The organism is Amycolatopsis sulphurea, assembly GCF_002564045.1.
Taxonomy (GTDB): Bacteria; Actinomycetota; Actinomycetes; order Mycobacteriales; family Pseudonocardiaceae; genus Amycolatopsis; species Amycolatopsis sulphurea.
Map to the genome: position 1 here is coordinate 1,998,641 of NZ_PDJK01000002.1, position 24,497 is coordinate 2,023,137.

23 protein-coding genes are annotated in these 24,497 nt (G+C 68.4%); 11 read left to right on the forward strand and 12 right to left on the reverse strand.

The window, feature by feature from the left end; all coding sequences use genetic code 11:
* Positions 1 to 3: 3 nt before the first annotated feature.
* Positions 4 to 471, reverse strand: a complete 468-nt coding sequence (locus tag ATK36_RS15350) for a GtrA family protein (protein ID WP_098512114.1) — start codon at positions 469 to 471, stop codon at positions 4 to 6.
* A 144-nt stretch (positions 472 to 615) separates the two neighbouring features.
* Between ATK36_RS15350 and dprE1 the strand changes: the two genes are divergently transcribed.
* From dprE1 to ATK36_RS15390, 8 genes are all read left to right on the forward strand, one after another.
* Complete coding sequence (gene dprE1, locus ATK36_RS15355; protein WP_098512116.1) at positions 616 to 1,986, forward strand: decaprenylphosphoryl-beta-D-ribose oxidase; 1,371 nt, start codon at positions 616 to 618, stop codon at positions 1,984 to 1,986.
* A complete protein-coding gene (gene dprE2, locus ATK36_RS15360; protein ID WP_098512117.1) occupies positions 1,983 to 2,738 on the forward strand; it encodes a decaprenylphospho-beta-D-erythro-pentofuranosid-2-ulose 2-reductase in 756 nt (251 codons plus the stop codon). Before dprE1 ends, dprE2 begins: the two co-directional genes overlap by 4 nt.
* A gap of 251 nt (positions 2,739 to 2,989) precedes the next feature.
* The gene (locus ATK36_RS15365; RefSeq protein WP_098512119.1) at positions 2,990 to 3,388 is read left to right on the forward strand and encodes a hypothetical protein; all 399 of its coding nucleotides are present in this window, start codon (positions 2,990 to 2,992) and stop codon (positions 3,386 to 3,388) included.
* A complete protein-coding gene (locus ATK36_RS15370; protein ID WP_098512120.1) occupies positions 3,385 to 3,993 on the forward strand; it encodes a DUF3558 domain-containing protein in 609 nt (202 codons plus the stop codon). The genes ATK36_RS15365 and ATK36_RS15370 overlap by 4 nt, the downstream gene beginning before the upstream one ends.
* A 1-nt stretch (position 3,994) precedes the next feature.
* Positions 3,995 to 4,750, forward strand: a complete 756-nt coding sequence (locus ATK36_RS33565) for a hypothetical protein (protein WP_245914759.1) — start codon at positions 3,995 to 3,997, stop codon at positions 4,748 to 4,750.
* Complete coding sequence (locus ATK36_RS15380; RefSeq protein ID WP_098512121.1) at positions 4,747 to 5,352, forward strand: DUF3558 domain-containing protein; 606 nt, start codon at positions 4,747 to 4,749, stop codon at positions 5,350 to 5,352. The genes ATK36_RS33565 and ATK36_RS15380 overlap by 4 nt, the downstream gene beginning before the upstream one ends.
* 1 nt (position 5,353) lies before the next feature.
* Positions 5,354 to 6,625, forward strand: a complete 1,272-nt coding sequence (locus ATK36_RS15385; protein ID WP_098512122.1) for a hypothetical protein — start codon at positions 5,354 to 5,356, stop codon at positions 6,623 to 6,625.
* Positions 6,622 to 7,347 (forward strand): ESX secretion-associated protein EspG, encoded by a 726-nt coding sequence (locus ATK36_RS15390; protein ID WP_098512124.1) that lies wholly within the window; start codon positions 6,622 to 6,624, stop codon positions 7,345 to 7,347. The genes ATK36_RS15385 and ATK36_RS15390 overlap by 4 nt, the downstream gene beginning before the upstream one ends.
* An 18-nt stretch (positions 7,348 to 7,365) precedes the next feature.
* Here the strand turns inward: ATK36_RS15390 and ATK36_RS33570 are convergent, their stop codons facing one another.
* The 4 genes from ATK36_RS33570 to glf all read right to left on the reverse strand — a co-directional run bounded on the left by ATK36_RS33570 (position 7,366) and on the right by glf (position 11,205).
* On the reverse strand, positions 7,366 to 7,947 hold the full coding sequence (locus ATK36_RS33570) for a hypothetical protein (protein ID WP_245914761.1): 582 nt from the start codon (positions 7,945 to 7,947) through the stop codon (positions 7,366 to 7,368).
* Between the two features lie 480 nt (positions 7,948 to 8,427).
* Complete coding sequence (locus ATK36_RS15400) at positions 8,428 to 9,438, reverse strand: decaprenyl-phosphate phosphoribosyltransferase (protein WP_098512125.1); 1,011 nt, start codon at positions 9,436 to 9,438, stop codon at positions 8,428 to 8,430.
* The gene (locus ATK36_RS15405) at positions 9,435 to 9,989 is read right to left on the reverse strand and encodes a phosphatase PAP2 family protein (RefSeq protein ID WP_098512127.1); all 555 of its coding nucleotides are present in this window, start codon (positions 9,987 to 9,989) and stop codon (positions 9,435 to 9,437) included. The genes ATK36_RS15400 and ATK36_RS15405 overlap by 4 nt, the downstream gene beginning before the upstream one ends.
* The gene (gene glf / locus ATK36_RS15410; protein WP_098512128.1) at positions 9,982 to 11,205 is read right to left on the reverse strand and encodes a UDP-galactopyranose mutase; all 1,224 of its coding nucleotides are present in this window, start codon (positions 11,203 to 11,205) and stop codon (positions 9,982 to 9,984) included. The genes ATK36_RS15405 and glf overlap by 8 nt, the downstream gene beginning before the upstream one ends.
* 88 nt (positions 11,206 to 11,293) lie before the next feature.
* On the opposite strand from glf, the gene ATK36_RS15415 reads away from it, so the two are divergent.
* Entirely contained in the window at positions 11,294 to 13,306 is a 2,013-nt protein-coding gene (locus ATK36_RS15415) for a DUF6541 family protein (protein WP_098512129.1), read from the forward strand.
* Positions 13,307 to 13,495: 189 nt separating this feature from the next.
* On the opposite strand, the gene ATK36_RS15420 is transcribed toward ATK36_RS15415, so the two are convergent.
* Complete coding sequence (locus tag ATK36_RS15420; RefSeq protein WP_098512130.1) at positions 13,496 to 14,383, reverse strand: LLM class flavin-dependent oxidoreductase; 888 nt, start codon at positions 14,381 to 14,383, stop codon at positions 13,496 to 13,498.
* Positions 14,384 to 14,464: 81 nt separating this feature from the next.
* On the opposite strand from ATK36_RS15420, the gene ATK36_RS15425 reads away from it, so the two are divergent.
* Complete coding sequence (locus ATK36_RS15425; protein WP_098514910.1) at positions 14,465 to 15,265, forward strand: HAD family hydrolase; 801 nt, start codon at positions 14,465 to 14,467, stop codon at positions 15,263 to 15,265.
* A gap of 47 nt (positions 15,266 to 15,312) precedes the next feature.
* Here ATK36_RS15425 and ATK36_RS15430 read toward each other — a convergent pair whose 3' ends face one another.
* Together ATK36_RS15430 and ATK36_RS15435 are read right to left on the reverse strand one after the other, a co-directional pair.
* A complete protein-coding gene (locus ATK36_RS15430) occupies positions 15,313 to 16,056 on the reverse strand; it encodes a lysophospholipid acyltransferase family protein (RefSeq protein ID WP_098512131.1) in 744 nt (247 codons plus the stop codon).
* Between the two features lie 43 nt (positions 16,057 to 16,099).
* The gene (locus ATK36_RS15435) at positions 16,100 to 17,581 is read right to left on the reverse strand and encodes an ArnT family glycosyltransferase (protein ID WP_245914763.1); all 1,482 of its coding nucleotides are present in this window, start codon (positions 17,579 to 17,581) and stop codon (positions 16,100 to 16,102) included.
* Positions 17,582 to 17,830: 249 nt separating this feature from the next.
* On the opposite strand from ATK36_RS15435, the gene ATK36_RS15440 reads away from it, so the two are divergent.
* Positions 17,831 to 19,753 carry a DUF6541 family protein gene (locus ATK36_RS15440; RefSeq protein ID WP_170069747.1) on the forward strand — a complete coding sequence of 641 codons (1,923 nt, stop codon included), beginning with the start codon at positions 17,831 to 17,833 and terminating at the stop codon, positions 19,751 to 19,753.
* Between the two features lies 1 nt (position 19,754).
* On the opposite strand, the gene ATK36_RS15445 is transcribed toward ATK36_RS15440, so the two are convergent.
* From ATK36_RS15445 to ATK36_RS15460, 4 genes are read right to left on the reverse strand one after another with little or no spacing between them, the layout of a single operon-like run.
* Positions 19,755 to 20,738 (reverse strand): lysylphosphatidylglycerol synthase transmembrane domain-containing protein, encoded by a 984-nt coding sequence (locus ATK36_RS15445; RefSeq protein WP_098512136.1) that lies wholly within the window; start codon positions 20,736 to 20,738, stop codon positions 19,755 to 19,757.
* A gap of 29 nt (positions 20,739 to 20,767) precedes the next feature.
* Positions 20,768 to 22,003, reverse strand: a complete 1,236-nt coding sequence (locus ATK36_RS15450; RefSeq protein ID WP_098512137.1) for an acyl-CoA reductase — start codon at positions 22,001 to 22,003, stop codon at positions 20,768 to 20,770.
* The gene (locus ATK36_RS15455) at positions 22,004 to 23,056 is read right to left on the reverse strand and encodes a LuxE/PaaK family acyltransferase (RefSeq protein ID WP_098512140.1); all 1,053 of its coding nucleotides are present in this window, start codon (positions 23,054 to 23,056) and stop codon (positions 22,004 to 22,006) included.
* Positions 23,053 to 24,462 (reverse strand): AMP-binding protein, encoded by a 1,410-nt coding sequence (locus ATK36_RS15460; protein ID WP_098512141.1) that lies wholly within the window; start codon positions 24,460 to 24,462, stop codon positions 23,053 to 23,055. The genes ATK36_RS15455 and ATK36_RS15460 overlap by 4 nt, the downstream gene beginning before the upstream one ends.
* Between the last annotated feature and the right edge of the window lie 35 nt (positions 24,463 to 24,497).

The following is a 24,497-nucleotide window of genomic DNA, read 5'->3' on the forward strand; positions in this document are numbered from 1 at the left end:
AACTCAGTTCTCCTTTACCGGCCGTTCACGGAACACGACCCATTTGAGCATCACGAAATTGATCACCGTAGCGCCGGCCTGCGAAACCACCCAGGCAAGCGTGGACTGCCACGCCGACTCCGCCAGCACGTGCAGCATGAGCTGATTCACGCCGACCGCGACGAAGAACGTGACCACGTAAAGCAGGACGAAGCCGCCGATCTGGGCGCCTCCGTCCCGGCGGCCGCCGGCGAAGGTGAACCGGCGGTTGAGGAAGAACGCGGTGGTCGTGCCCACCACGAAGCTGCACGCACGGGCCACGTCCACCCACGGTACGGCATCCATGCCGATTGCCCTGAGCAGCGAATACGTCCCCAGATCGAGGAGGGCGCAGAACCCGCCGATCAAGCCGAAGCGGATCAGCTGCCCCAGCAGACCGGGGCCCGCCGGAGTCGCCGGCGTCGTCTCACTCTGCGGTTCGGTAGCCACCACGGAAGTACCTTCTCGGCTTATTGCGTCGGTGTCCGTACGAGTCGTCACTGACGCGCGGACGCTTGTGCCTTGATGCGCAAAGTGTAGAAGCGGTCACTTCAGGGGCACGTCCCGGGCGGCATTCGGCGTGGCTACCCTGGTCGGGTGAGCCAAGCACCCGAGACCACGCGCCGCACGCTGACCGGCTGGGCCCGCACCGCCGGGACCGTCGCCGACGTGCTGGCCACGCGCGACGTGGAGAAGATCGCCCGCGCGGTCACCTCCGCCGGCCCTCGCGGGGTCATCGCCCGCGGCCTCGGCCGGTCCTACGGCGACCCGGCACAGAACGCCGGCGGCCTGGTGGTCGACCTGACCGTGCTCGACGAGATCCATTCGATCGACCCGGACAGCGGGCTGGTCGAGCTGGACGCCGGGGTGAGCCTCGACAAGCTGATGCGCGAGGCGCTGCCGTACGGCCTGTGGGTCCCGGTGCTGCCGGGCACCCGCCAGGTGACCGTCGGCGGCGCGATCGCCAACGACATCCACGGCAAGAACCACCACTCCGCGGGCAGTTTCGGCAACCACGTGGTTTCGCTGGACCTGCTCACCGCCGACGGCTCGATCCGCACGCTCACCCCGGAAGGCCCGGAATCCGAGCTGTTCTGGGCGACGGTCGCGGGGATCGGGCTGACCGGGATCATCCTGCGCGCCACGATCCGGATGACCAAGACCGAGAGCGCGTACTTCATCGTCGACAACGACCGTACCGACGACCTGGACGGCACACTCGCGCTGATCAGCGACGGTTCGGACGAGAACTACACGTATTCGTCGGTCTGGTTCGACACCATCAACAAGGGCCGCAAGCTCGGCCGGGGGGCGTTCGCCCGCGGTTCGCTGGCCAGGCTCGACGACCTCACGCCCAAGCAGCGCGCCGAGCCGCTGAAGTTCTCCGCGCCGCAGCTGCTCACCGTGCCGGACGTGTTCCCGAACGGGCTGATGAACAAGCTCTCGCTCAGCGCGATCGGCGAGTTCTACTACCGGTCCACCCCGAAGCACGGCCGGGGCGCGATCCAGAACATCACGGCCTTCTATCACATGCTCGACCTGGTCGGAGAGTGGAACCGCGGCTACGGCAGCAAGGGTTTCCTGCAGTACCAGTTCAGCACCCCGATCGGCGCGAACGAGGATCTCCGCCGGATCGTGGAAAAGGTCGCGCACTCCGGGCACTACTCGGCGCTGAACGTCTTCAAGCAGATGGGCAAGGGCAACCGCGCGCCGCTGTCGTTCCCCGACACCGGCTGGATGGTCTGTCTCGACTTCCCGATCAAACCGGGGCTCAGCGCACTCTGCCGGGAGCTGGACGAGCTGGTCCTCGCCGCGGGCGGGCGGCTCTACACCGCGAAGGACTCGCGCACCTCGCCGGAGACCTTCGCCCGGATGTACCCGCGGCTGGAGGAATGGCGGAAGGTCCGCGCAGCCGTTGACCCCGAAGGCGTTTTCGCCTCTGACATGAGCCGGAGGCTCGCACTGTGATCGACGCGGTCGGAAATCCCCAGTCCCTGCTGCTGCTCGGCGGCACGTCCGATATCGCGTTGGCGATCGCGGAGAAGTACCTCGCCGAGAAGCCACTGCGCGTGGTGCTCGCCGCGCGGCAGTCGCCCCGGCTGGAGGCCGCGGCGCAGCGGCTGAAGGACCGTGGCGCGGAGGTGTCCACAGTGGTCTTCGACGCGAAGGACACCGCTTCGCACCCGAAGGTGCTTGACGAGGCCTTCGCCGACGGGGACATCGACGTGACGGTGGTCGCCTTCGGCCTGCTCGGCGATCCCGAAGAGGTCTGGCAGGACCACGCGAAGGCAGTCGAGCTGGCCACGGTGAACTACGCGTCCGCGGTGTCGGTGGGCGTGGTGCTGGCGGAGAAGCTCAAGACGCAGGGCCACGGCCGGATCATCGCGCTGTCCTCGGTGGCCGGCGAGCGCGTACGCCGGTCGAACTTCCTGTACGGCTCCACGAAGGCCGGCTTCGACGGCTTCTACCTCGGCCTCGGCGAAGCGCTCGCGCCGCACGGCGTGAAGGCCACCGTGGTCCGTCCCGGGCACGTGAAGACCAAGATGACCGAGGGGCTCAAGCCCGCCCCGCTGTCGGTGACCGCGCAACAGGTCGCCGACATCGCCGTGGACGCTTCCCGCCGCGGCAAGGAGCTGGTCTGGGCGCCCGCCCCGATGCGCCTGATGATGTCCGTCCTGCGGCACGTGCCCCGGCCGATCTTCCGGAAGCTGCCCATCTGAGGCCGTCTTTCGCCCGAACCCCCGAACCCCCGAACGTCCCGGTCGCCGGATGTTCGGGGGTTCTTTCGTCTGCAGACCCTTGCGTTTGCATTCAGAGCAGGTGAAATCAGAGCATAAATACCTATGGAAAATGCGTCTAAAGCATTTACATCTAGCCACAGGACAATTTCCTGGAATGCCCACACGCGTGGTCACAGATCCGCTACCTTGTTGCCTGTAATCAATTGCAGACACCGCGCCGAGGGGGCACTGTGTTCGAGGACGTCGAGTTCACCGTCGCGACCGGAGAAGCCAGGGCGAGCGCACCGGACGGCTTCGTCCTGGAGCCCGACGAGGCGAAACAGCTCCTCGAGAAGCTGAAGGGCATCCGAGGCAGGCAGCGAAAAATGAAGAACGCAGTGGCCAACCTGTGCGGGATAGCTGCCCCGTCGAAGGACCCCTCGACCCTCGCAGCGCACGTCGCACTGGTCGGCGACGGCGCAGGAAAACTCGGGGCGTACTCCTATGGCGGCGGTCACGTCGACCTTCAGCTAGCCTATCTGAACGAATTGATCCAACGCATTGAAGCCGCACTGGGCATGACCAAGTCGAGCGACCATCAGCAGACCAGCCTCATGAACAGTGTCAGCTCCCAGGAAAAGACGACATGAACCGCCGCGCTCCCTTTATCGTGCTGATCTCGGCGACGATGCTCACTGCCTGCGCCAGCGTCACTCCCGGCATTCCGAGCCCCGCGAGCAATCCCATGCTGCTCAAGGAAATACCGCCCTATGGCGGCGCACCCAAAGTCCCGCACCCACTACCGGACTCCGTACTGTCAGGCAGTCCCTGTGAAGCACTCAGCCCGAAACAGATTCACGACGACGTCGGGCCCGGGATCCCCGGAAAAGTCGAGGACGGTGCCCTCGGCCCGGTATGCAGCTGGGACGACAGCGGTGGCGGATCACTGCTGATGATCTATTTCACGACTACGCAACACGAAGGCCTGAGCATCATCTACAAGCAGGTCAAGTCCCAGATGAAACGATTCGACGTACTCCCACCCATCCAGGGCTTCCCCGCCGTGGCCTACGACACCCAGCCAGGACCGAAAACCCGGGACTGCCATCTCACGGTCGGGCTGTCCGACACCCTCGACTTCCAAATCGGGCTCAGCCTCGGCGATTACAACGGTGGCAAAGTCGACGCCTGCGGCATCGCAGCCATCATCGCCGACCACGTCGTCACCACACTCAAAGCGAAAGCGGGGCGCTGACATGAACCTCGCCGACATTGCCAAGCAATACTTCCAGCTCCACCAGGAAGCGCTCAGCCAGGACGTCTCGACGGCGCTGGGCAGCCTGGAATCGGTCTGGCAGGGTAACGCATCCGATCAGGCTTCCGCGCGGCTGCAGAAAGTCCGGGCCTCGATGCTCGACGCACACCAGACCTTTCTGGACAACGGCAGCACTCACACCACGACCCTGTACGACAACCTCCGCAACCAGATGGCGCAGATCCCCGCCAAACCCGACCTCCGTATGACGGCTTTCCGGAATGCCCCACATGCGCGGTCACAGATCCGCTACCTTGGTGTCTGTAGTCAATTGCAGACACCGCGCCGAGGGGGCACTGTGTTCGAGGACGTCGGGTTCACTATCGCGACCGGAGAAGCCAGGGCGAGCGCACCGGACGGCTTCGTCCTGGAGCCCGACGAGGCGAAACAGCTCCTCGAGAAGCTGAAGGGCATCCGAGGCAGGCAGCTGAAAATGAAGGACGCGGTGGCCGACCTGTGCGGGATAACTGCCCCGTCGAAAGACCCCTCGACCCTCGCAGCACACGTCGCACTGGTCGGCGACGGCGCAGGAAAACTCGGAGCGTACTCCTACGGCGGCGGCCACGTCGACCTTCAGCTAGCCTACCTGGACGAATTGATCCAACGCATCGAAGCAGCCTTGAGCATGACCAAGTCGAGCGACCATCAGCAGACCGACCTCCTGAGCACTGTCAGCCCCCAGGAAAAGACGACATGAACCGCCGCGCTCCCTTTATCGTGCTGATCTCGGCGACGATGCTCACTGCCTGCACCAGCATCACTCCCGGCATTCCGAGCCCCGCGAGCAATCCCATGCTGCTCAAGGAAATACCGCCCTATGGCGGCGCACCCAAAGTCCCGCACCCACTACCGGACTCCGTACTGTCAGGCAGCCCCTGCGAAGCACTCAGCCCGAAACAGATCCACGACGACATCGGGCCCGGGATCCCCGGAAAAGTCGAGGACGGCGCCCTCGGACCGGTATGCAGCTGGGACGGCAACGGCGGGTCCGTGTTGTTGATCTATTTCACGACTACGCAACACGAAGGCCTGAGCATCATCTACAAGCAGGTCAAGTCCCAGATGAAACGATTCGACGTACTCCCACCCATCCAGGGCTTCCCCGCCGTGGCCTACGACACCCAGCCAGGACCGAAAACCCGGAGCTGCCATCTCACGGTCGGGCTCGCCGACACCCTCGACTTCCAAATCGGGCTCGGCCTCGGCAGCTACAACGTCGGCAAAGTCGACTCCTGCGACATCGCAGCCATCATCGCCGACCACGTGGTCACCACACTCAAAGCGAAAGTGGGGCGCTGACATGGACCCGGCCGACATCGCCAAGCAATACTTCCAGCTGCACAAGGAACTGACCGTGCCAGTCGAGGAGATCGTGCAGCAGATCCAGGGTGGCAATTCCCGCGACTGGCACCGTGGCATCGACATCGCCCGGAGAATGGCCACTGATCAGGAAGCGCTCAGCCAGGACGTCTCGACGGCGCTGGGCAGCCTCGAATCGGTCTGGCAGGGTGACGCCGCCAATCAGGTTTCCGCGCGGCTGCAGAAAGTCCGGGCCTCGATGCTCGACGCGCACCAGACCTTTCTGGACAACGGCGGCACCCACACCACGGCTACAACGCTGTACGACAACCTCCGCAACCAGATAACGCAGATGCCTGCCAAACCCGATCTCGCGCCCGCGGCCGGGAAGAGCTGGTACGAGTACGACCATATGTGGCAGCTGGTGGAGTACACCGCGGCAGCGGACGAAAGCCTTCAGCAGTACCAGGAATTCACCAACCAAACCCAAGGGAACACCGGCCGGCTCAAATCGGATTACGGGCAGATCGGCGCTTACGACGGCGGTGACGTGCGCATCGAGCGGCAACCCGACGCGCAGCACCAACCGGCGGCGAGCAAACCCGGCGGCAGTGTCCCCGGCAACGCCCATCGGGGAGTCACCGGCGGCCACCTGCCCGGTATTGGCACCAGCGCCGGACATCCGGGCGGGCCGGCCGGACCCGGCGGGCCGGATGGCGTGAACGGGCCTGGCGCGCCAGGTGGGACGAGCGGATCAAACCCGACGCATGGGCCGGGAAGCGACCACACGACCACTGCGGGCTATCAGCCATCGCCCGTCCAGCCTGGCTTAGCTCCGCCGTCGTGGGGCGGGTATCAGCCGGGCACCGGCGGTTCCGGCACGCAGGGGTTCGGCCCCGGCGGATTCGGCACGGGCGAACTCGGCGCAGGGGCGGGCGGATTCGGCCCCGGGACAACGCCGTTCGGCACGGGTGGGGCCACCTCCGGCCCCGGCGAAGGCCCGGCGACCCGCAGTCCCGGCAACTCCTCGGGCACCGGCGCGCGGACCGGCGCCGGAGAACCCGGCGCACGCACCGGATCCATGCGCGGTGGCGCGGCCGGTGAACGCGGGCTGCCCGGTGCGGGGGCGGCGGGCGGGCGTGGCGGCAAGAAGGAGGAAGACGCCGAGCACGATCGCAAGTACGTCCTCGACACCGACGACATCTTCACCGACGAGGACCTCGTCGACCCGGTCACCGGGCTCCGCTCCGCACCGCCCACGCTCGGCGCATGATCACACCGGAGCGAGCGGTCATGCTGCCCGCGCCCGCGCTCGGCATCGCCTGGGACATGCTCGACCTCGGCCCACCGCACCGGATCTTCGGTTCGGCAAGGTTCTGGGCCGACGCCGGCGCACGGCGGGAACTGCACGCCGCGACCATCGATCTGCTCACCGAGTTCGGCCTCGCCGACCGGGGCACGCCGACCCCGGGATGGCGGGCAACGCTCCAGCTGATCGCGTACGCCGAGGCCGAGTACTACGCGTGGTCAGGCTGGGCGGACGGAACCCGCCAGGCGGCGCTGGTCGCGCAGCGGGCGCAGAACGCGGTGCTGGTACTGGTGCGGGAGGAGGACGGCGGCACCGTCGAGATCCGCCCGATCCCGCCGCACCGGCTGGCGATCGCACTGCTGGACACGCTGCCCCCGCTGCCGGGCGCGACCGTGCGCCGGGTGTCGGTGACCTCGCCGTCCGAAACGGCGCCGGACCTGTTCGACGAGCGTGACAGCCACGAGTACCTCACCGCGGTGCTGAACCTCCCGCAGGAAGCCGTGCACCAACTGTACGTGGCACGTCGTGCCCACGGCCGCCGTCTCAGCGGTGGCCCGATCACCGCGCTCGACCTCGAAACCGGCCGGGCGCTGACCTACCCGACCGCCGACGGCCGGGTCGAGCTGATCCCGGGCGATCCGCGGGCGATCGTGAAGATCCTCAACGACGCGATCGAAGCGCTGTGACCGTCGGCTGAACGAGCGTCAGATCCCGGTGCCAGTACCGGTGCCGTTGCCGTTCCCGCCGTTCTGCTGGCCGCCGGAGCCCTGCCGCTGGATCGGAGCCCGGCCCCGGAAGTGGTGATCGCCGCGGTGCTGGCTCATGGTGGGGTGACCGGGGTGGTACGTGGCGGCCATGACGCCGCCCACGACGCCTCCGCCGACGGCCAGTCCGAGCACCCCGACTGCGACCAGCTGCGTGACCCGGTTGCCGACAAAGCGCCGGAAGCCGCCGGGGCGAGGAGGTGGCATCGGCACGCCCCACTGCTGCCCTGCGGGCGGCTGCGGAGGTGGCGGGGGCGGCGACGCGGCCTGGCCCTGCGCACCTGGGCTAGGCGCGCCCTCACCCTGTGCACCTGGGCTTGGTGCACTCTGGCTCTGCACACCCGGGGTTGGCACGCCCTGCCCCTGCGCACCCTGGCCCGGCGCGGCGGCCGGTTCTGCTGCGGACACCGCCGACGAGTGGAGTTCCTGGGTCTGCTCGTTCGCCGAGCCGGTGACTTCTTCGTGGCCGGACGCCGGGGCAGGGTCGGTGCCCTCCCGTGGTTCGGGGGTTTGGTCGTTCATTGCGGGTTCCTCCGGCTCCGAGCGTGGGAACACACTGTTCCCACCCCTTGAGGATGACCGCCGATGCTGTGCGGAGCCTGAACTCCAGCTGTGCATAAAGGTAGTGAAGGGTCCCTTCACGGACTCTGAGTCCAGGGTCCCGGCAAAGTTGGTCGAAGGACCTGTGATCAGCAGAGAGCCGTGGCTGCCGCGTCATCATGGGCGGTGCCTGCCATCTCGATCGATTGCGCCAGGCAGCGAGCGATGCGGTTGTGCTCGAGGTGCGCGACCACCTCGTCGTGTGTGCCGGACCTGTTTCAGGTCTGTGAAGGGCCCCTTCACAGACTCTGAGTCCGTGAAGGGCCCCTTCACGGACCTTCACGGACCTCCGCGGACCTCCGCCGTCTGCGCAGGGCCCCTCACGCCGACTTTGCCGACACCACGGACGCTGAGGCTGTGAAGGGTCCCTTCACAGCCTCGCCGTCGTCGTGGGCACCCGGGTCAGAGGTAGAACGAGAGGAACAGGGTCAGGACCCAGCTGGCTCCGAGGACCTGCAGCACCCGGTCCTTGAGGGCGATCTCGTCGGGCGCGCCGGCGTTGCCGCCGTCCACGTCGACCGCGTAGCGCAGTACCGCGATCACGAACGGGACCATGGACACCACGGCCCACACCGAGTTGTGCTCGGTCTGGCGGATCTCGAACGCCCACAGGCAGTAGGACATGATCAGGATGGCCGCCGAGGTGGCCCAGACGAACCGCAGATAGCTCGCCGAGTATTTCTTCAGCGAGGAGCGGATCTTCGCCCCGGTGCGCTCGAAGAGCATGATCTCCGCGTAGCGCTTGCCCGCCACCATGAACAGCGAGCCGAACGCGGTGACCAGCAGGAACCACTGTGACATCGCGATCCCGCCGGCCACGCCGCCGGCGATCGAGCGCATCAGGAAGCCGGACCCGACGATGGCCAGGTCGACCACCGGCTGGTGCTTGAGCCCGAAGCAGTAGGCCAGCTGCACCGCCTCGTACACCGCGAGCACGACGGCCAGCTGCCAGCTCGCGGCGAAGGACACCGCGAGCCCGGCGGCCAGGAAGCCTGCCGCAGCGCCGTAGGCCACGCCGACCGGCACGATCCCGGCCGCGATCGGCCGGTTCCGCTTGGTCGGGTGCGCGCGGTCGGCTTCGACGTCGACCGCGTCGTTGATGAGGTAGACCGACGAGGCAGTGAGCGAGAACGCCACGAACGCGATCAACGCGTCGATGGCCAGTTCGGTGCGGTTCGTCGCCTTCGAAAAGGCGAAGAACGGCGCAGCGAAGACCAGTACGTTCTTCACCCACTGCTTCGGCCGGGCCGTCTTGACCACGCCGAGCACCAGGCCAAGTGGGCTCGGATCGGCCGAGACGGGCGCTGTGGGCAGGATGGGGGCGTCGACCGACTCCGCGTGCTCCGCCGGAGTCGCCTCGGCGCCTTCGGCGGCCGCTGCGTTCTCGGCTCGCTCGTCGGTCGTTTCGCTCATCGCCTTCCACACTTCTTTCGGGAGGTTCTGCGGGGCCCGGCCTTGGTCAGCCGCCTGCGAAGCAGACCGCCGAGGACGCCCCCGAGCGCGGCTCCGGCCAGGACGTCGGTCGGGTAGTGGACGCCGAGCAGCAGTCGCGAGGCCAGCATCGGTGGTACGAGGGCGGGCACCAGGTTACGACCGGTCAACCCGGAGTAAAGCACCGCCGCAGCCGTGGTCGAGGTCGCGTGCGAGGACGGGAAGCTCAGCTTGCTCGGCGTCCCGACCAGCACCTCGACGCTTTCGTGGTCCGGACGGCGCCGCCGGACCACCCGCTTGACCGCGATCGAGGCGGCGTGCGCGCCGACCACCCCGGCCGAGGCGACCAGCCAGTCCTTGCGCCGCTCGCGGTCCACCGCCGCGCCGACGAGCCCGAGCGCGAACCAGCCCGCACTGTGCTCGCCGAACAGCGACATGCCCCGCGCGACCTGCACGGTGCCGGGCTTCTTCAGAACGCCCTGTGCCTTGGCGAGGACCGCGACTTCACCGCGCGGGGTGTCCTTCTCAAGCATCGATGGACCCGTCGAGCGGGGCACCGTCGGTCAGGTGCGGCGCGATCTTGTTGTCGAACGCCGACAGCGCCGAGCCGATCGCCATGTGCATGTCCAGGTACTTGTAGGTACCCAGCCGCCCGCCGAAGAGCACGTTTTTCTCCCGCGCCTCGGCCTTGGCCAGTTCGCGGTAGCTCTCCAGCTTCTCGCGGTTCTCCGGCGTGTTGATCGGGTAGTACGGCTCGTCGTCTTCCTTCGCGAAGCGGGAGAACTCGCGGAAGATGACCGTCTTGTCCTTGGGGTAGTCCCGCTCCGGGTGGAAGTGCCGGAACTCGATGATCCGGGTGTAGGGGACTTCCTGGTCGTTGTAGTTGACCACCGAGGTGCCTTGAAAATCGCCGGTCGGGGCGACTTCCGACTCGAAGTCGACGGTGCGCCAGGTGAACCGGCCCGCGGAGTAGTCGAAGTAGCGATCCAGCGGTCCGGTGTAGACGGTCGGGGTGCCGGCCGGGATGTGCACGCGCACGTCGAAGTAGTCGACGTTCAGGCGGACCTCGATGTTCTCGTGCTCGGCCATCTTCTTCAGCCACGCGGTGTACCCGTCGACCGGCAGGCCCTCGTACGTGTCGTTGAAGTAGCGGTTGTCGAAGGTGTAGCGGACCGGCAGCCGGGTGATGATGTTGGCGCCGAGGTCCTTGGGGTCGTTCTCCCACTGCTTCGCGGTGTACCCGCGGATGAACGCCTCGTACAGCGGGCGGCCGACCAGCGAAATGGCCTTCTCTTCGAGGTTCTGCGCGTCCTCGGTCTTGAACTCCGACGCCTGCTTCGCGATCAGCTCGCGCGCTTCGTCCGGGGTGTGCGACTTGCCGAAGAACTGGTTGATGAGGCCCAGGTTCATCGGGAACGAGTAGACCTGGTCCGCGACCTTGGCGAACACCCGGTGCTGGTAGCCGGTGAACTCGGTGAAGCGGTTGACGTACTCCCACACTCGCTTGTTCGAGGTGTGGAACAGGTGCGCGCCGTATTTGTGCACCTCGATGCCGGTTTCCGGGTCGGGCTCGGAGTAGGCGTTGCCACCGAGGTGGCTCCGCCGCTCGAGCACGAGCACCTTCTTCCCGAGCTCGGCCGCGGCGCGTTCGGCGACGGTCAGCCCGAAGAATCCGGACCCGACGACGATGAGGTCGTAACCGGCGAACTCGTCTTCAGTAATCTTGGCGGGGTTCGTGTGCTCGCTCACGGGCGCCCAGGGTACGCAGTACTGACACCGCGGCCCGAACCGACCTCGGCATACCGCCAGGTTTTACCCACACCACACTTAGAGAACCATGCCTGCACCGGACACCTTCTGGAGCTACCTCGGCGCGATCGCCACGTACGTGGCCGTGCTGGCGGTTCCCGGCGGCCTGATCGGCCGCGCGGCCGGACTGCGCGGCTGGGCACTGGCCGGCCTCGCGCCCCTGCTCAGCTACGCCGTCACCGGCCTGGCCGGCCCCTGGCTGGCGAAAGCCGGCCTGCCCTACAACGTGCTCACCGCGGCCGCCTGCACTGTGCTGCTGGCAGCCCTCGCGTACGGCGCGAGACGGCTCTTGATCGCCCGTGGGCTGCTCCACGCGGGCACCGAGGAACCGCCGGTCGGCTGGACCAAGCGAGAACACTGGGCGGTCGCCGCCTGTGTCGTGGTCGCGACGGGACTGTCGATCGCCGTGGTGCTCTCCGCGCGCGAAGGCACCACCGCGGTGTTCCAGCGCTGGGACACCGTGTACCACGCGAACGGCATTCGCTACATCGCCGAGACCGGCGACGGCTCGCTCACCGGCATGGGCAAGATCAACTGGTACCCCGACGGCTCCTTCTACCCGAACGGCTACCACCTGGTCGGCGCGCTGGTGTACCAGGTCTCCGGCGCGAGCATCCCGGCCACGCTCAACGCGCTCACCATGCCGATCGCAGGCCTCTTCGCGTTGTCGATGGTCGCGCTGATCCGTCAGCTCGGCGGGCGCGCGGTGTTCGCCGGCTGTGCCGCTCTCATCGCCGTAGGGGCGACCACGGGCGCATACGAGTCGGTGTCGAGCGGCCTGCTGCCGTACGCCCTGGGCATCGTGCTCACGCCGCTCGCGGTGGTCGCGTTGCAGCGTTTCCTCGTACGGCCGGGCGTCGACACCGGGCTGGTGCTCGCACTCACGGCAGACGGGCTGCTGACGGCGCACTCAAGCGCGTTGTTCGGAGCGGTGCTCTTCGCGTTCCCGTTGGTCATCCAGCGCTGGTATCGCTCGCTTCGGCGACTACCGGTGGACGGTGTGCCGGAGGGACGCTCCGTGGGCCGGGTTATCGGTATGGACCTCGTGTACACGGTGCCGGTGATGGTGGCCAGCGTGCTGCTGGCCGTACCACAGATCTTCGGCGCGATCGGCTTCACATCCGGCTCCTACCCGTACTACGGGTGGAATTCGGATCTGTCGGTCCCGGTTTCGCTTAAGCTGCTGGGCACCTTCCAACAGGTCCTGAACCGGCCGCTGATCTGGCTCACCGTGCTGCTGGTGCTCGGCGTGCTGACCTGCCACCGGCTCGGCCGGATGCGCTGGGTGGGGCTGGCCGCGCTCGGGCTCTCCGCGTTCTTCGTGCTCGTCGCGTCCTTCGGCTACCTGCCGTGGGTGGTTTCGCTGTCGCGCCCCTGGTGGAACGACCGCTACCGGCTGATGGCGCTGGCCGCGATCCCGCTGTGCCTGCTCGCCGGGCATGGGATGGCGGAGCTGCAACGGTGGATCGCCCGGATGGTCCGCAGGGGCAACTGGGCCCGCGCCCGGCCGCAGCTGCGAACGCGGCTGGGTGCCGCGACCGGGGTGCTGGTGGTGGTCGCCATGGCCGTGCTGACCGGCGGGTTCTACCGCAGCGCGAACGCCACAGCCGTGTCCTACCTGTACTACAACGGCCGGGAGGGCGAAGTCACCCCGCCGGTGAGCGCGGACGAGATCGCGGCCATCGCGCACCTGGGCATGATGGGCGTCGGGCCGCAGGAGAAGGTGCTGAACGACCGGCTGGACGGCACAGCGTGGATGTACGCGCTGAGCGGCGTGCACCCGGTCGCCGGCCATTACGACGGCGGTGGCCGGATCTCGCCGGACGCGACGTACCTGGCCCTGCACTTCCGCGACTACGACACCGATCCGGAGGTCCGCGCGGCAGTGCGCCGGCTGGACGTGCACCACGTGTTGATCGGCAGCGGCACGATCGTCAAGAACGCCCCGGTCGCCCCCGGCCTGACCGGTCTGGACGGCCGCGACTTCCTGCGTCTGGACTACCGCAATCGGGGGGCTGCGATCTACACGATCGTGCGGTGACGACTCCTCGTGATCGCGGCTCCCCACCACCACGATCACGAGGAGTTCCTCCCCAAGCCCCCGCCGGGTGAGAAGACGACGTCTCCCGGCGCCGCTCCCCCTCTTCTCACCGCGTGCACGCCGTGGTGCGCGTAGAGGTTTCCCGAGCCACTCGGTTTCACCCGAATGGACTAGCCCGCGTCCGGACGTCTACTTCTCCGGCAGCTCCGGCAGGACCGAATCGACGACCTGCTCCAGCACCGACTCGTGCCCTTCGTACGGCCCGCTGGAACGCGGCCAGTGTGAGATCACGTCGGTGAATCCCAACGCGTACGCCCGCTCGACGCCCTCGCGGAACACGGCCACGCTGCTCAGCGAGTATGTCGGCGACGCGTCCAGTGACAAGTACCGCTGCATCGTGGAACCGTCACGACCGGCGTCTTCGAGGCGCTGGTCGAACACCTTCACCAGGTCGGCGACGCCCTGCCACCATTCGTCCGGGGTGGTGCCGCCGCGGCCGGTGGTGACCCAGCCCGCGCCGAAGCGGGCGGCCAGCGTCATCGTGCGCGGGCCGTTCGCCGCCACCACGAACGGCAGCCGCGGCCGCTGCACTGTGCCGGGCAGGTTCCGCGCACCGACCGCGGTGAAGTACTCGCCAGAGTAGTCGAAGCGGTCGGTCATCAGCAGGCCGTCGAGCGCTTCGGCGAACTCGGTGAAGCGGTCCACCCGCTGCCGGTTGGTAAGCCGGGGTCCGTCGAGAACCTGCACGTCGTACCGCTCGTGTTCGACCCCGGCACCAACGCCGAGCACGAACCGGCCGTCGGACACGTCGTCCAGCGTGATCAGCTCGCGCGCGAAGGGCACCGGATGCCGCGCGACCGGCGACGCGACGAACGTGCCCAGCCCGATTCGCGACGTGACCATCGCGGCCGCGGTGAGCGTGGGCACCGCGGAGAACCACGGCCCGTCCACCAGTGACCGCCAGCCGAGGTGATCGTAGGTCCACGCGTGGTCGAAGCCGTACTCCTCGGCGGCCCGCCACTTCGGCTCGGCTGCCCACCAACGATCTTCCGGAAGGATCACGATGCCTGCTCGCACGAAGTCCGACCGTAGTGCCCGACACAGACATTCGCTCAAACGGGCGGCTCCCGGGACACTGGAGGAGTGGAGAAACCCCGGTTGGTCGCGTCCGACGTCGACGGCACCCTGCTCGGTCCCAGTGAAACGCTCACCGAACGCACACTCGGCATGGTGCGCCGGGTGCTCGGCGACGACGTGCCGTTCGTGCTGTGCACCGGCCGACCGCCACGGTGGATCGCACCGGTCGCCGGCCCGCTCGGCCTCACCGGGTACGCGGTCTGCGCGAACGGCGCTGTGCTGCTCGACATCGGGGCGGACACCGTCGTCGAGGTGCACGGGCAGCTTGAGCCGGTGCTGCTGCACGAGCTGGCCAGTGCGCTCGACAAAGCGCTGCCCGGATGCCGGCTGGCGGCCGAGCGGATCGAGACCGGCCCGGCGGACCACGACCTGCGCAACTTCGTGATCGAGCCGGACTACCACAACCCCTGGGGCGACGACGAGGGCCGAGTCGCGATGCGCGGCGAGGTGCTCGGCAAGCCGGCGATCAAGCTGCTGGTCAGCCGCCGTGGGATGACCTCGGAGGAGATGGCCGGGGCGGTGCGCGCGGTGCTGGACGATTCGGTGGACGTCACGTACTCGTCCTCGGGCGGGCTGATCGAGCTGGCCGCGCACGGGGTCACCAAGGCGCTCGGCCTCGCCGACATCGCGGAACGCTTGGCGGTCCCCGCCGAGGCCGTGATCTCCTTCGGCGACATGCCCAACGACGTGGAGATGCTCCGCTGGTCCGGGCACGGCGTCGCGATGGCCAACGGGCACCCGGAGGCGCTGGCCGCCGCGGACGAGGTGACCGGGCCGGTCACCGAGGACGGCGTCGCCCAAGTCCTGGACCGCTGGTTCTGACCGTTCCCGGGAAAAGCTGTGAAGGGGTCCTTCACGGACTTGGTGGGTCAGTCGTCCCCGCCGGGGCGATGGTCGAGTTCGGCGGCGGCCTCGGGGGTGGGCGCGGTGCCGCCGAGGTGTGCGGGCAGCCACCAGCGATCGGCCTCCGACGTGGGCTCCTGCGGGTAGTTCGCCTGCGCGCGGTCGAGTAGCGCCGACAACCGGACACGCAGGTCTTTGGTACGGACCTCGCAGTCCTCGTCCGGCTGCGGGTTCATCGGCTCGCCGGCGATCACCGAGATCGGCACGTGCCGGCGGGTCAGATCCTTGGGGCGCCCCTTGGTCCACAGCCGCTGGGTGCCCCACACCGCCATCGGCACCACCGGGACCCCGGCGTCCGCGGCCATCCGGACGGCGCCGGTCTTGAGCTGCTTGACCGTGAACGAACGGCTGATCGTCGCCTCGGGGAACACCCCGACCACCTGGCCGGCCCGCAAGCGCTCGACCGCCTCCGCGTAGGAGGCCCGCCCGGCGGAGCGGTCCACCGGGATGTGGTGCATCCCGCGCATCAGCGGCCCGGCGATCCGATGGTCGAAGACCTCGTGCTTGGCCATGAACCGCACCAGCCGCTTCGACGGCCGGGCGCCGAGCCCGCAGTAGATGAAGTCCAGGTAGCTGACGTGCGTGCAGGCGATGACCGCGCCACCTCTGGCCGGAACATGCTCCGCCCCCTCGACCCGGATTCGGTTGTCCAGCAGCCGGAACATCAGCCGCGCGGCAGCGACGATGGGCGGGTACACGAAATCAGCCATGCGTTCCAGGCTACGGGAGCGCATGGCGCACACCCGGTGTCGATCAAGGGCATGACACGTACTGAAACCCCGGTGCCCGGTCGAGATCGTCGACCAGGCGGCTCACCTCGTCGGCGCGCGGGTAGACGGAGACCCAGAATTGGGTACCGGTGCGGTGGAACGTGGCGACGCGGTATCCGGCGAGCTTGCCGGTGCAGTCCTGGCTCTCGGCGTAACCCTCGGTGCCGGGGACGGCCAACGTCGACCGGGCCGCGTCCGGGCCAGTCACTATCAGCCGCCCGCCCGTACGGCTGGCCAGTACGCCTGGGGCGCCCGCGCTCACCACCGAGCCTGGCGGAAGGTAGTGGGCGAGCCAATCGCCGATCTCGGCCAGCTGCGTGCCGTGCGTGTGCCAGATGCGGATGCGGCTCAGCACCTCGGGGCTGAGTACGGACATCGCCACCGCGACGCCAGCCAGCACCGCTGTGGTGGCCGGGACAACGCGCGATGCCGCGCGAGGCTTTGGTGACGGGCGCGCGGCAATGAACACGCCGTACGCACTGACGCAGGCAACAGCGAGCAACGGCGGTACCGGCGCGAGCAACCGCCATGAAGGCTCCCGATCCGGGCCCAGCAAAGCCACGTACACAACGAGGCCGCCCGCGAAGGCGAACAAGAGCCACACTGCTGCCGTCGCACGGTTGCGAACCCGCAGCAGCGCGCCCACAGCGAACACGCTCGGCACCAGGAAGACCGTGTGCGCCAAGGCGAATCCGCCTAGATACGCCCAGTCCGGGCTGGCAAAGTGCAGAAACAGGCGCCCGTCGTAATACGTGAGCCGCCAAGCGATCCACGGCACCAGGAACACGAGCCCACCCAGTACGCAGGCGAACGGCGCCCACCAGGTATGCCGTCGCCGCCCCGCCGCGGCGACGAGCCACAGCACGGCTACGACGGCAAGCACGAGCCCCTCCGGCCGCGTCATCACCGCACAGGCGACGAGCACTCCCGTCACCACTGGACGGCGCGCAACGAGCGCGTACGCGATAGCCAGCACCAGCAGTACGAACATCGGCAGCTCGGTGCCCGAAGCCCCGTACACGGCCAACCCGCTGGCGCTCGCAGTAAGCATCGCCGCTGCGACGCCGAGCGACGGACGTGGTTCGGCGCCAGGTGGGAGCGCCAGCCCTGTAATGCGCTCGGCGAGCAAGTACGCCAGCAGCACCGAGCCGAGCGTGGCAAGCACGCTGAGCACAGGCGCGGCAGTGGGTATCGATGCGCCGAATGCGGCCCGTGGCAACGCGACGACCACAAGCCAGAGGAAGTTCGCGTACCCCTCGATCCGGTCGCCGATGTTGAACACGGGGCCGTAGCCGTCGGCCAGGTTCTGCGCGTAGCGGAAAGTAACGAACGCGTCCTCCGTACCGGTCGCGAACAACAGCTGGTGCAGGAGGGAAAACCCGAGGATGAGCAGCAGGGCCGCGCGCCGCCACCGGCGGTCCGCCACGATCGGCCGCCAGCAGGCGACGACCAGTGCGGTCAGCACCAGCCATCCCCCTACGACGGCACTGACCACGCGACACCCCCCATGTCAGGCGCCCGGCCGGTCCCCACCCGCCGGGGCGGAGCCCCTCGGACCGATCGTGCGGTCCGCGCTGACCCGGTTCAGTCAAGCCTGCCCCCCGGCCTGCCGGACATCAGCCGTTCGAGTGTATGTGGCCGCCGGATAGGCTGTACTTCCGATTCCGATCCACCGCCCGGGGCACGAACGGATCCGTCCAGCCGAGGAAGACTCTTGCCGAGCGAACCCACATTGTTGTCAGTTGCCGCGAGCCTGGTGATCTGCCTTCTCGTGATCGGGCTTCCCGGGCTTGTCACCGGGCTGGCCGCCGGGCTGCGCGGCTGGACGCTGGCCGGGCTCACGCCGTTGCTGAGCTACGCGATCGGCGGGCTCGCCGGACCGTGGACGGCCGCGCTGGGCCTTCCGTTCACGACGTGGACCTTCGCCGTGACCGCCGTGCTGTTCGCGGCTGTCGCGTTCGGACTGCGACGGCTCACGGTGCGCAAGTGGCCACCGCCGCCTGTGCAACGAGTGTGGGAACCAAGGGCGCACTGGGCCGTGGGCGCCTGCGTACTACTCGCTGCCGCAGTGGGCTTTTACGCCGCAGTACGCGGAATGGGGCACTTCGGCGCTATCGCGCAAGGTGGCGACGCCCCGTACACGGCCAACGGCGTCCGCTACATCGCGTCGACCGGCGACGGCGGTCTCTTCGGCATGGGCACGCTGAACTGGTACGGCGACGCTTCGCCGCCGTTCTACCCCAACGCCTACCACCTGCTCGCAGCCGAGCAGTACACGCTCAGTGGCAGTGGATCCATCCCGCTCACGCTCGACACGAACACCGTGCTGCTGCCGGGCTTGCTGGCGCTGTCCCTAGTGGTCACAGTGCGCGAGTTCGGCGGACGCGCGGTGCTGGCCGGTGCTGTGGCGCTGGCATCGGTGGCGCCGGTGATGAGCCTGTACGAGTCGATGAACCGCGGTCCGCTGTACCCGTTCATGCTCGGCATGGCGCTCACACCGCTGGCAGCTGTGGTTCTACGGCGGTATCTCAACCGCGTCGCACCGGACACCGGCTTCGCGCTGGTGATGTCCGCGGTCGGGCTGCTGTGCATCCACTCGTCGACGCTGTTCGGCGCGATCCTGTTCGCCGGCCCGCTGCTGATCCAGCGCTGGATCGAACGGTGGCGGACGATCGGCCGGGATCTGCTGGCACTGTTGCCGATCGCCGTGGTGGCGTTGCTCGTGGCGTGGTTGCAGCTGTTCGGCGCGCTCGGGCTCGCGAACGGTTCGCTGCCCTACCTGGGCTGGCCGGTCGAATGGCGAGCGACGAACGCGCTTGGCGCGCTCCTCGGCTTCCAGCACTGGGAACCACATCCGCAGCTATGGCTTTCGGTGGCGCTGCTGCTCGGCTTCATCTTCTTCAACCGGCTCGGTTCGCTTCGCTGGATCGGGCTGACAGCGTTGCTCACCGGGCTGTTCTACATCGCTGTGTCCTCCTCGAACGCACCGTTGGTCATGGCGCTCTCACGGCCGTGGTGGGACGACCCGTACCGGTTCATGTCGATGGCGGTCGTGCCGCTGTCGTTCATCGCAGGGCACGGTGTCGCGTCGCTGCACGCGTGGCTGCGTGTACGGCTGCCCGCACGCTTACCGGCGGCCGCGCTCGCCGCAGTGGTGCTGCTGGGCTTCGTAGCAATCACCAACGGCCTGTACGCGCCGTCGAACGGTGACCGTGTCGCGAGCGGCTACCGGTCGGCCAACCCGCGCGAGCAGAACATCACGCCGGACGAAGAGCGCGCGATGGTGGAGCTGGGCAAGCTGGCCCACCCCGGCGAATGGGCAATGAACGACCGCAACGACGGCACCCCGTGGACGTACGCGCTGAGCGGCGTACGCACCGTCGCGGCCCACGACGACGGCACTACACCCCCGGCCGACGCATGGCTGCTGGCAGCGCGGTTCCGGGACTACGAAACCGACCCCGAAGTGCGCGCCGCGGTGGCCAGGCTGAACATCCACTGGGTGATCCTCGGCCGCCCCGCAGCACCGCCGAACCCGCCGTACTCGTTCGCGGGCCTGAACCGGCTGGACGGGCTGCCGTTCCTGCACCAGGTGTACCGGAACGAAGACGCGGTGATCTACCGGCTCAACCGCTGAATCAGGCCGCTGTCGGCGCCGGCGTGCGCCGCGCCGACAACCGGGCCGCGACCGCGGCGATACCAGCCGTCAGCAGGTCGGCCACGGTGAACATCACGCGAGACGCGACCGCGAACGCGGTGGCCTGCCCGACCGTCAGCCCGCTCGCGGTGAGCACCGCGACCTGTGCCACCTCACGGACACCGACACCGCTGGGCAGGATGAACGCGAAGGTGCCGACGGTCATCGCCACCGCCATCGCGCCCACGCACAGGACAAAGCCGTTCAAACCGGGGGCACCGATCGAGTTGGCCAGCAGCCACAGGTGCACCCCCTGCAGCGCCCAGGCGCCAGTGGACGCTCCGAACGTCTTCACCACCACGCCCCAGCCCAGCGGCTCCTCCAGCGGTGCGCGGCGCAGCAGCTTCAGCACCAGCGAAGTACCCCAGCTCAGCACGCGGGGGTGCAGCAGCGCGAGACCGAGCGGGATCAGCACGAACAACCACATCGCGCGCGGGCTGTTGCTGAACACGGCGGGCGCGGCCAGCAACGAGACCACCAGCGCGGACACCACGCTCACGCCGAGCTGGATCAGCGAGCCGGTGAAGATCCGGGCCCTGGCCAGCCCGGCCTTGCGGCCCAGCTCCATCTGCAGCAGGTAAGCCCACACTGAACCGGGCACGTACTTGCCGAGCGAGCCGACCAGGCAGATCTGCGCACCGCGGGCGTATCCGATCGGCTTGCCGAGATGATCGACCAGGATCTGCCAGCCCCAGGTGGACACCATGATGGCGGCCACCAGCGCGACCAGGCTGAGCACCGAGGACTGCCAGGCCACTTCGGACAGCGTGTGCCAGAACTCGCTCCAGTTGGACGCGAGCTGCTTCGCGGCGAAGCCGACCACCAGCAGGATGGCGACCCAGCGCGCCACGTCGAGCACCCGCGCCCTGGCGGACTTGCGGGTCTTCCCGGCGGGCCGGGCCTCGTCATCCTGGACGGTCGTCATCGGCCTTGCTCCTTACGCCTGCGCGTTCCTCACGCCTGCACGGTGACCAGGCGGCTGAACTCGGCCAGCAGATCGTAGCCGTCCCACACCCCGGCGAAAGTGAGTGCCGAACCGAACGGCACCACCCGATCCACCCCGCGCCCGGCCAGCGCGGTGACGAATCCGGTCAGTTCCGTGGCGGTGAAGCCGAACTGGCTGACCGTCTGGTCCTTGCGCTGCACGATCGAAACCAGCTCATCGAGTGAACCGACCCTGGCGTTCGCGAAGGTCCCCGCGCCCAGCCACTCCCGTGGCAGCACGGTGGCGTCGGCAAGCTCCAAAGTGGCCAGCGCGTTCCCGTCGAACCGGATCGAGGACACCAGCCCGTCGATCGCCGCACCGTAGGCCGACACGCGTTTCTGCACGGCCATGGCCGGTTCGACGACATGGTGCTTGGCCGCCAGCACCTGCCCGAGCAACTGCCGGAACTCCGTGCCCGCGGCCCGCGCGCCTTCTGCGTCGCCGACCCAGAACACCGCGCGCGGTGACGAGCAGGCCGCCTGGTCGAACCAGTAGGAGTCGTTGTAGAAACCCTCCGCCGCGCTCAGCCGGGCTTCCGGCGTGGCCTCCTGCCAGCCACGCACCGAGGCGATCGCGAACGAGGAGCGGTCCGGGAAGGTGAGGTCCCGCGCGTGCGGCGCGAGCGGGTATTTCCGCAGTGCGGCAACGGAAGCGTCGCCACCCCAGATCACCCGCAGGTCCGCGGCCCGCGACAGCGCCCCGCTGATCTCGTCGCTGCGGTCGTAGGTGACCATCCGCTGGGTGGCGCGGATCGTCGCGGCCGTCTCCGGCGACACGTCGCCGAGCGCCGAGTTCAGCGCCTCCAGCACGACCTCGGCCGCACCCGCCGATCGCGAGGACACGCGCACCACGTTCGGATTTCCCGCCAGCGCCGACAACGCCCACGAGTACACGAAGATCGTGTCCACATTGGCCGGTGGAACGTGGAACACCAGCCCCCGCGGGAACCGCAGCGCGGTGCCCGCGGTTTCCAAAGTGGACAGAGCCTTGGCGAGTTCCCCCTTGCGCAGGAAGAAACCCAGCGAGGTCAGCTCCGGAAAACGGCGGGCGAGCGCGGGCGCGAGCAGCTTGCGCGCGAACTTCGTGACGAACTCGACCACGCGCGGGTCGCCGACGGTCAACCGGCCACCGGGCGGCTCCTCGCGCACCTGCGCCAGCAGGGTATCGGCGGCGATCGGTGCCGCCGCGGGAAAACGCTGCTCCATTTATGCCGCCGTTCCCGAGAATGTGTCCGAGCAGCCACGGGCCTCGGCCTTCGGCAGCCGGCCGAGCACCGTGAAGTGCTTGCCGGGCCAGTCACCGTCGTCGATCCCTTGGTACACACCGAGATCCTCGGTCAGCAGGACATGCCCCGGGTACGACCGCGGCAGCGTGCTCACCACTTCGATCACCCCCGGCCGCCCGACCGGCTGCTCCTGCCACGTCTCCGGATCGCGGATCACCACGTCGGCGAAATCGGGGCAGTACAAGGAATTCCCCGACGGTCCTTCCAGGAACACGGTGCCGATCTGCTCGATCATCCCGTAGTAGTTGTGAATCCGGTGCAGGCCGGTGTCCTCTGTGAACCGACGGCGGAACTCGGCGTTGTCCACCGCGCGGTCGATCAGCTTCTTCCAGCCGCCCGAATGGATCAGGATCCCGTTCGACAGATCCAGCCGATGCTCGCGCGCCACCTCGTAGAGGTACTGCCACACCATGAAAGTGAAGCCGAAGATCAGGAACGGCTTGTCCCCGTATTCGGCCAGGAACCGCTTCACCGCCTCGACATCCGGCTTGTCGTCCTCGTCGAGCACGTACGTGTGCTTACGCCCGAAGTTCGCCATGCCGAGCACGCCCGCGCCACGCGCGGAGAACGACCGGCGGTTCTTGATGATCCCGATGGTGTCGACCATCAGCATCGGCAGCCGCTCGCCGCCCAGCACCTCTTGCAGCGTGGCGCCGAGCTGCTTCGTCTGCGCGCCCGCCGCCGCCTTGTCCAGATGGATCCGCGACGCACCGGCGCCGGTCGTGCCGGACGAGGTGAGCGTCTTGAACACCTCGTCGTCCGGCACCGACTTGAGGTCGTGGGTCTTGAACATCCGCACCGGCAGCCACGGCAGCTCCGCGATCGCGCCGAACGACGCGTCCGCCGCGATGCCGAGCGAGGCCAGGATGCGCTCGTACCCGGCGGAGTTCGCGCGGTGGTGCGCGGTCAGCTCCGCCAGCTCCGGCAGCAGCAAGGATTCCCGCTCCGCCTGCGAGCGCGTGAACACACTCATACCCGTCCTTCCAACGACCGGTAGTCGATCTTGCCGCTGGCCAGCAGCGGCACCGTGTCGAGCGGGCGCACGTCGAACCCGCTGGTGTGCAGGTGCAGCCGCTCGGACAGCGCCCGCGCGGCGTCCTTGCAGATCGCCTTGGCGCCCGCACCCTCGGGCAGCTCGGCGAACAGCACGACCTTGTCGCCCGCGGACACCGCCGCCACGACGTCGATGCCCACCGCGGCCGCGCGCACTGCGTGCTCCAGATCGTCGAGGCTGACCCGGTTGCCGAACACCTTGCCGATCCGCTTGAGCCGGCCGGTGATGTACAGGTACCCCTCCTCGTCGAGGTACCCGAGGTCACCGGTGGCCAGCGTGCCACCGCATTCGTCGCCCGCGGCGAGCCCGGCCTCGTCGTCGGCGTAACCCATCATCACATTCGGCCCACGGTAGAGGACCTCACCGACGATTTTCGGATGCGTGGTCTCCGCACCGTCGTCCCGGCGGACGACGAACTTGCCGCCGGGCAGCGCCGGACCGGCCGAGCCGAGCTTCTCCGCCAGCCGTTCCGCGGGCACCGTCGTCATCCGCGGGGACGCCTCGGTTTGGCCGTACATCACATACATCCGGCCGCCGACCGCGAGCATCTTGTCGTTGAACTCGGCGATCAGCTCGTCCCGCAGCTTCCCGCCGGCCTGGGTGAGGGTGCGCAGCGTCGGGTACTTCGCCGGGTCGAACTTCAGGCGGCGCAGCATTTCGTAGTGGTACGGCACACCGGACAGCGACGTAATGCCGTGTTCCTGCACGGCGGACCAGAAGCCGCGGCCGAGCACACCGGACGCCTCGATCACCACGGTCGCGCCGCGCAGCAGGTGCGAATTCAGCACGGAAAGGCCGTAGCTGTAATGCAGCGGCAGGCAGGTCGGAGCGACCTCGCCGGCGTCGATCCGCAGAACTTCTGCGATCGCGTCCGCATTGGACAGCAGCCCGTGGCGCGAAAGCCGGACCAGCTTCGGATTTCCGGTGGAACCGCTGGTCGGCAGCAGCACGGCCAGCTCGGGATGCGGGGCCACGCCCTCGGCATCCGCCCGGACCCAGTGCCCGTCCGCCGCGGTGTAGCCCGCGGGCGGTTCGGCCTCCGGCGCGGCCAGCACGGCGGCCGGCCGGAACCGGGTGATGAGCCCGGCCAGCACGTCCGGGTCCAGCGCCGGGTCGATCAGCGCGATCGCCCGCGCCGCCTCGAACGCGCCGAGGTAACGCAGCACGCTCGCGAGATCGAGCGACATCCGCGCGAACAGCACCCCGGACGGCAGCTCCGCCAGCTCCCCGGCCGCGCGCTCGATCTCCGCCGTCAGCTCGTCGCCCGCCAGCGTGCGGCCACCGGCCACCTCCACCAGCCGGGCCCCAGCGCCCACCAGATTCACCCGAACCTCCTAGAGACTGTCTCGAAAGTGGCTTG

Bases quoted from the DNA above. Each gene is read 5' to 3' on its own strand.
- ATK36_RS15370 (WP_098512120.1), top strand. From the start codon at position 3,385: ATGAACCGCCGCGCTCCCTTTATCGTGCTGATCTCGGCGACGATGCTC.
- ATK36_RS33565 (WP_245914759.1), top strand. From the start codon at position 3,995: ATGAACCTCGCCGACATTGCCAAGCAATACTTCCAGCTCCACCAGGAA.
- ATK36_RS15380 (WP_098512121.1), top strand. From the start codon at position 4,747: ATGAACCGCCGCGCTCCCTTTATCGTGCTGATCTCGGCGACGATGCTC.
- ATK36_RS15385 (WP_098512122.1), top strand. From the start codon at position 5,354: ATGGACCCGGCCGACATCGCCAAGCAATACTTCCAGCTGCACAAGGAA.
- ATK36_RS15390 (WP_098512124.1), top strand. From the start codon at position 6,622: ATGATCACACCGGAGCGAGCGGTCATGCTGCCCGCGCCCGCGCTCGGC.
- ATK36_RS33570 (WP_245914761.1), bottom strand. From the start codon at position 7,947: ATGAACGACCAAACCCCCGAACCACGGGAGGGCACCGACCCTGCCCCG.
- ATK36_RS15400 (WP_098512125.1), bottom strand. From the start codon at position 9,438: ATGAGCGAAACGACCGACGAGCGAGCCGAGAACGCAGCGGCCGCCGAA.
- ATK36_RS15405 (WP_098512127.1), bottom strand. From the start codon at position 9,989: ATGCTTGAGAAGGACACCCCGCGCGGTGAAGTCGCGGTCCTCGCCAAG.
- ATK36_RS15415 (WP_098512129.1), top strand. From the start codon at position 11,294: ATGCCTGCACCGGACACCTTCTGGAGCTACCTCGGCGCGATCGCCACG.
- ATK36_RS15430 (WP_098512131.1), bottom strand. From the start codon at position 16,056: ATGGCTGATTTCGTGTACCCGCCCATCGTCGCTGCCGCGCGGCTGATG.
- ATK36_RS15445 (WP_098512136.1), bottom strand. From the start codon at position 20,738: ATGACGACCGTCCAGGATGACGAGGCCCGGCCCGCCGGGAAGACCCGC.
- ATK36_RS15450 (WP_098512137.1), bottom strand. From the start codon at position 22,003: ATGGAGCAGCGTTTTCCCGCGGCGGCACCGATCGCCGCCGATACCCTG.
- ATK36_RS15455 (WP_098512140.1), bottom strand. From the start codon at position 23,056: ATGAGTGTGTTCACGCGCTCGCAGGCGGAGCGGGAATCCTTGCTGCTG.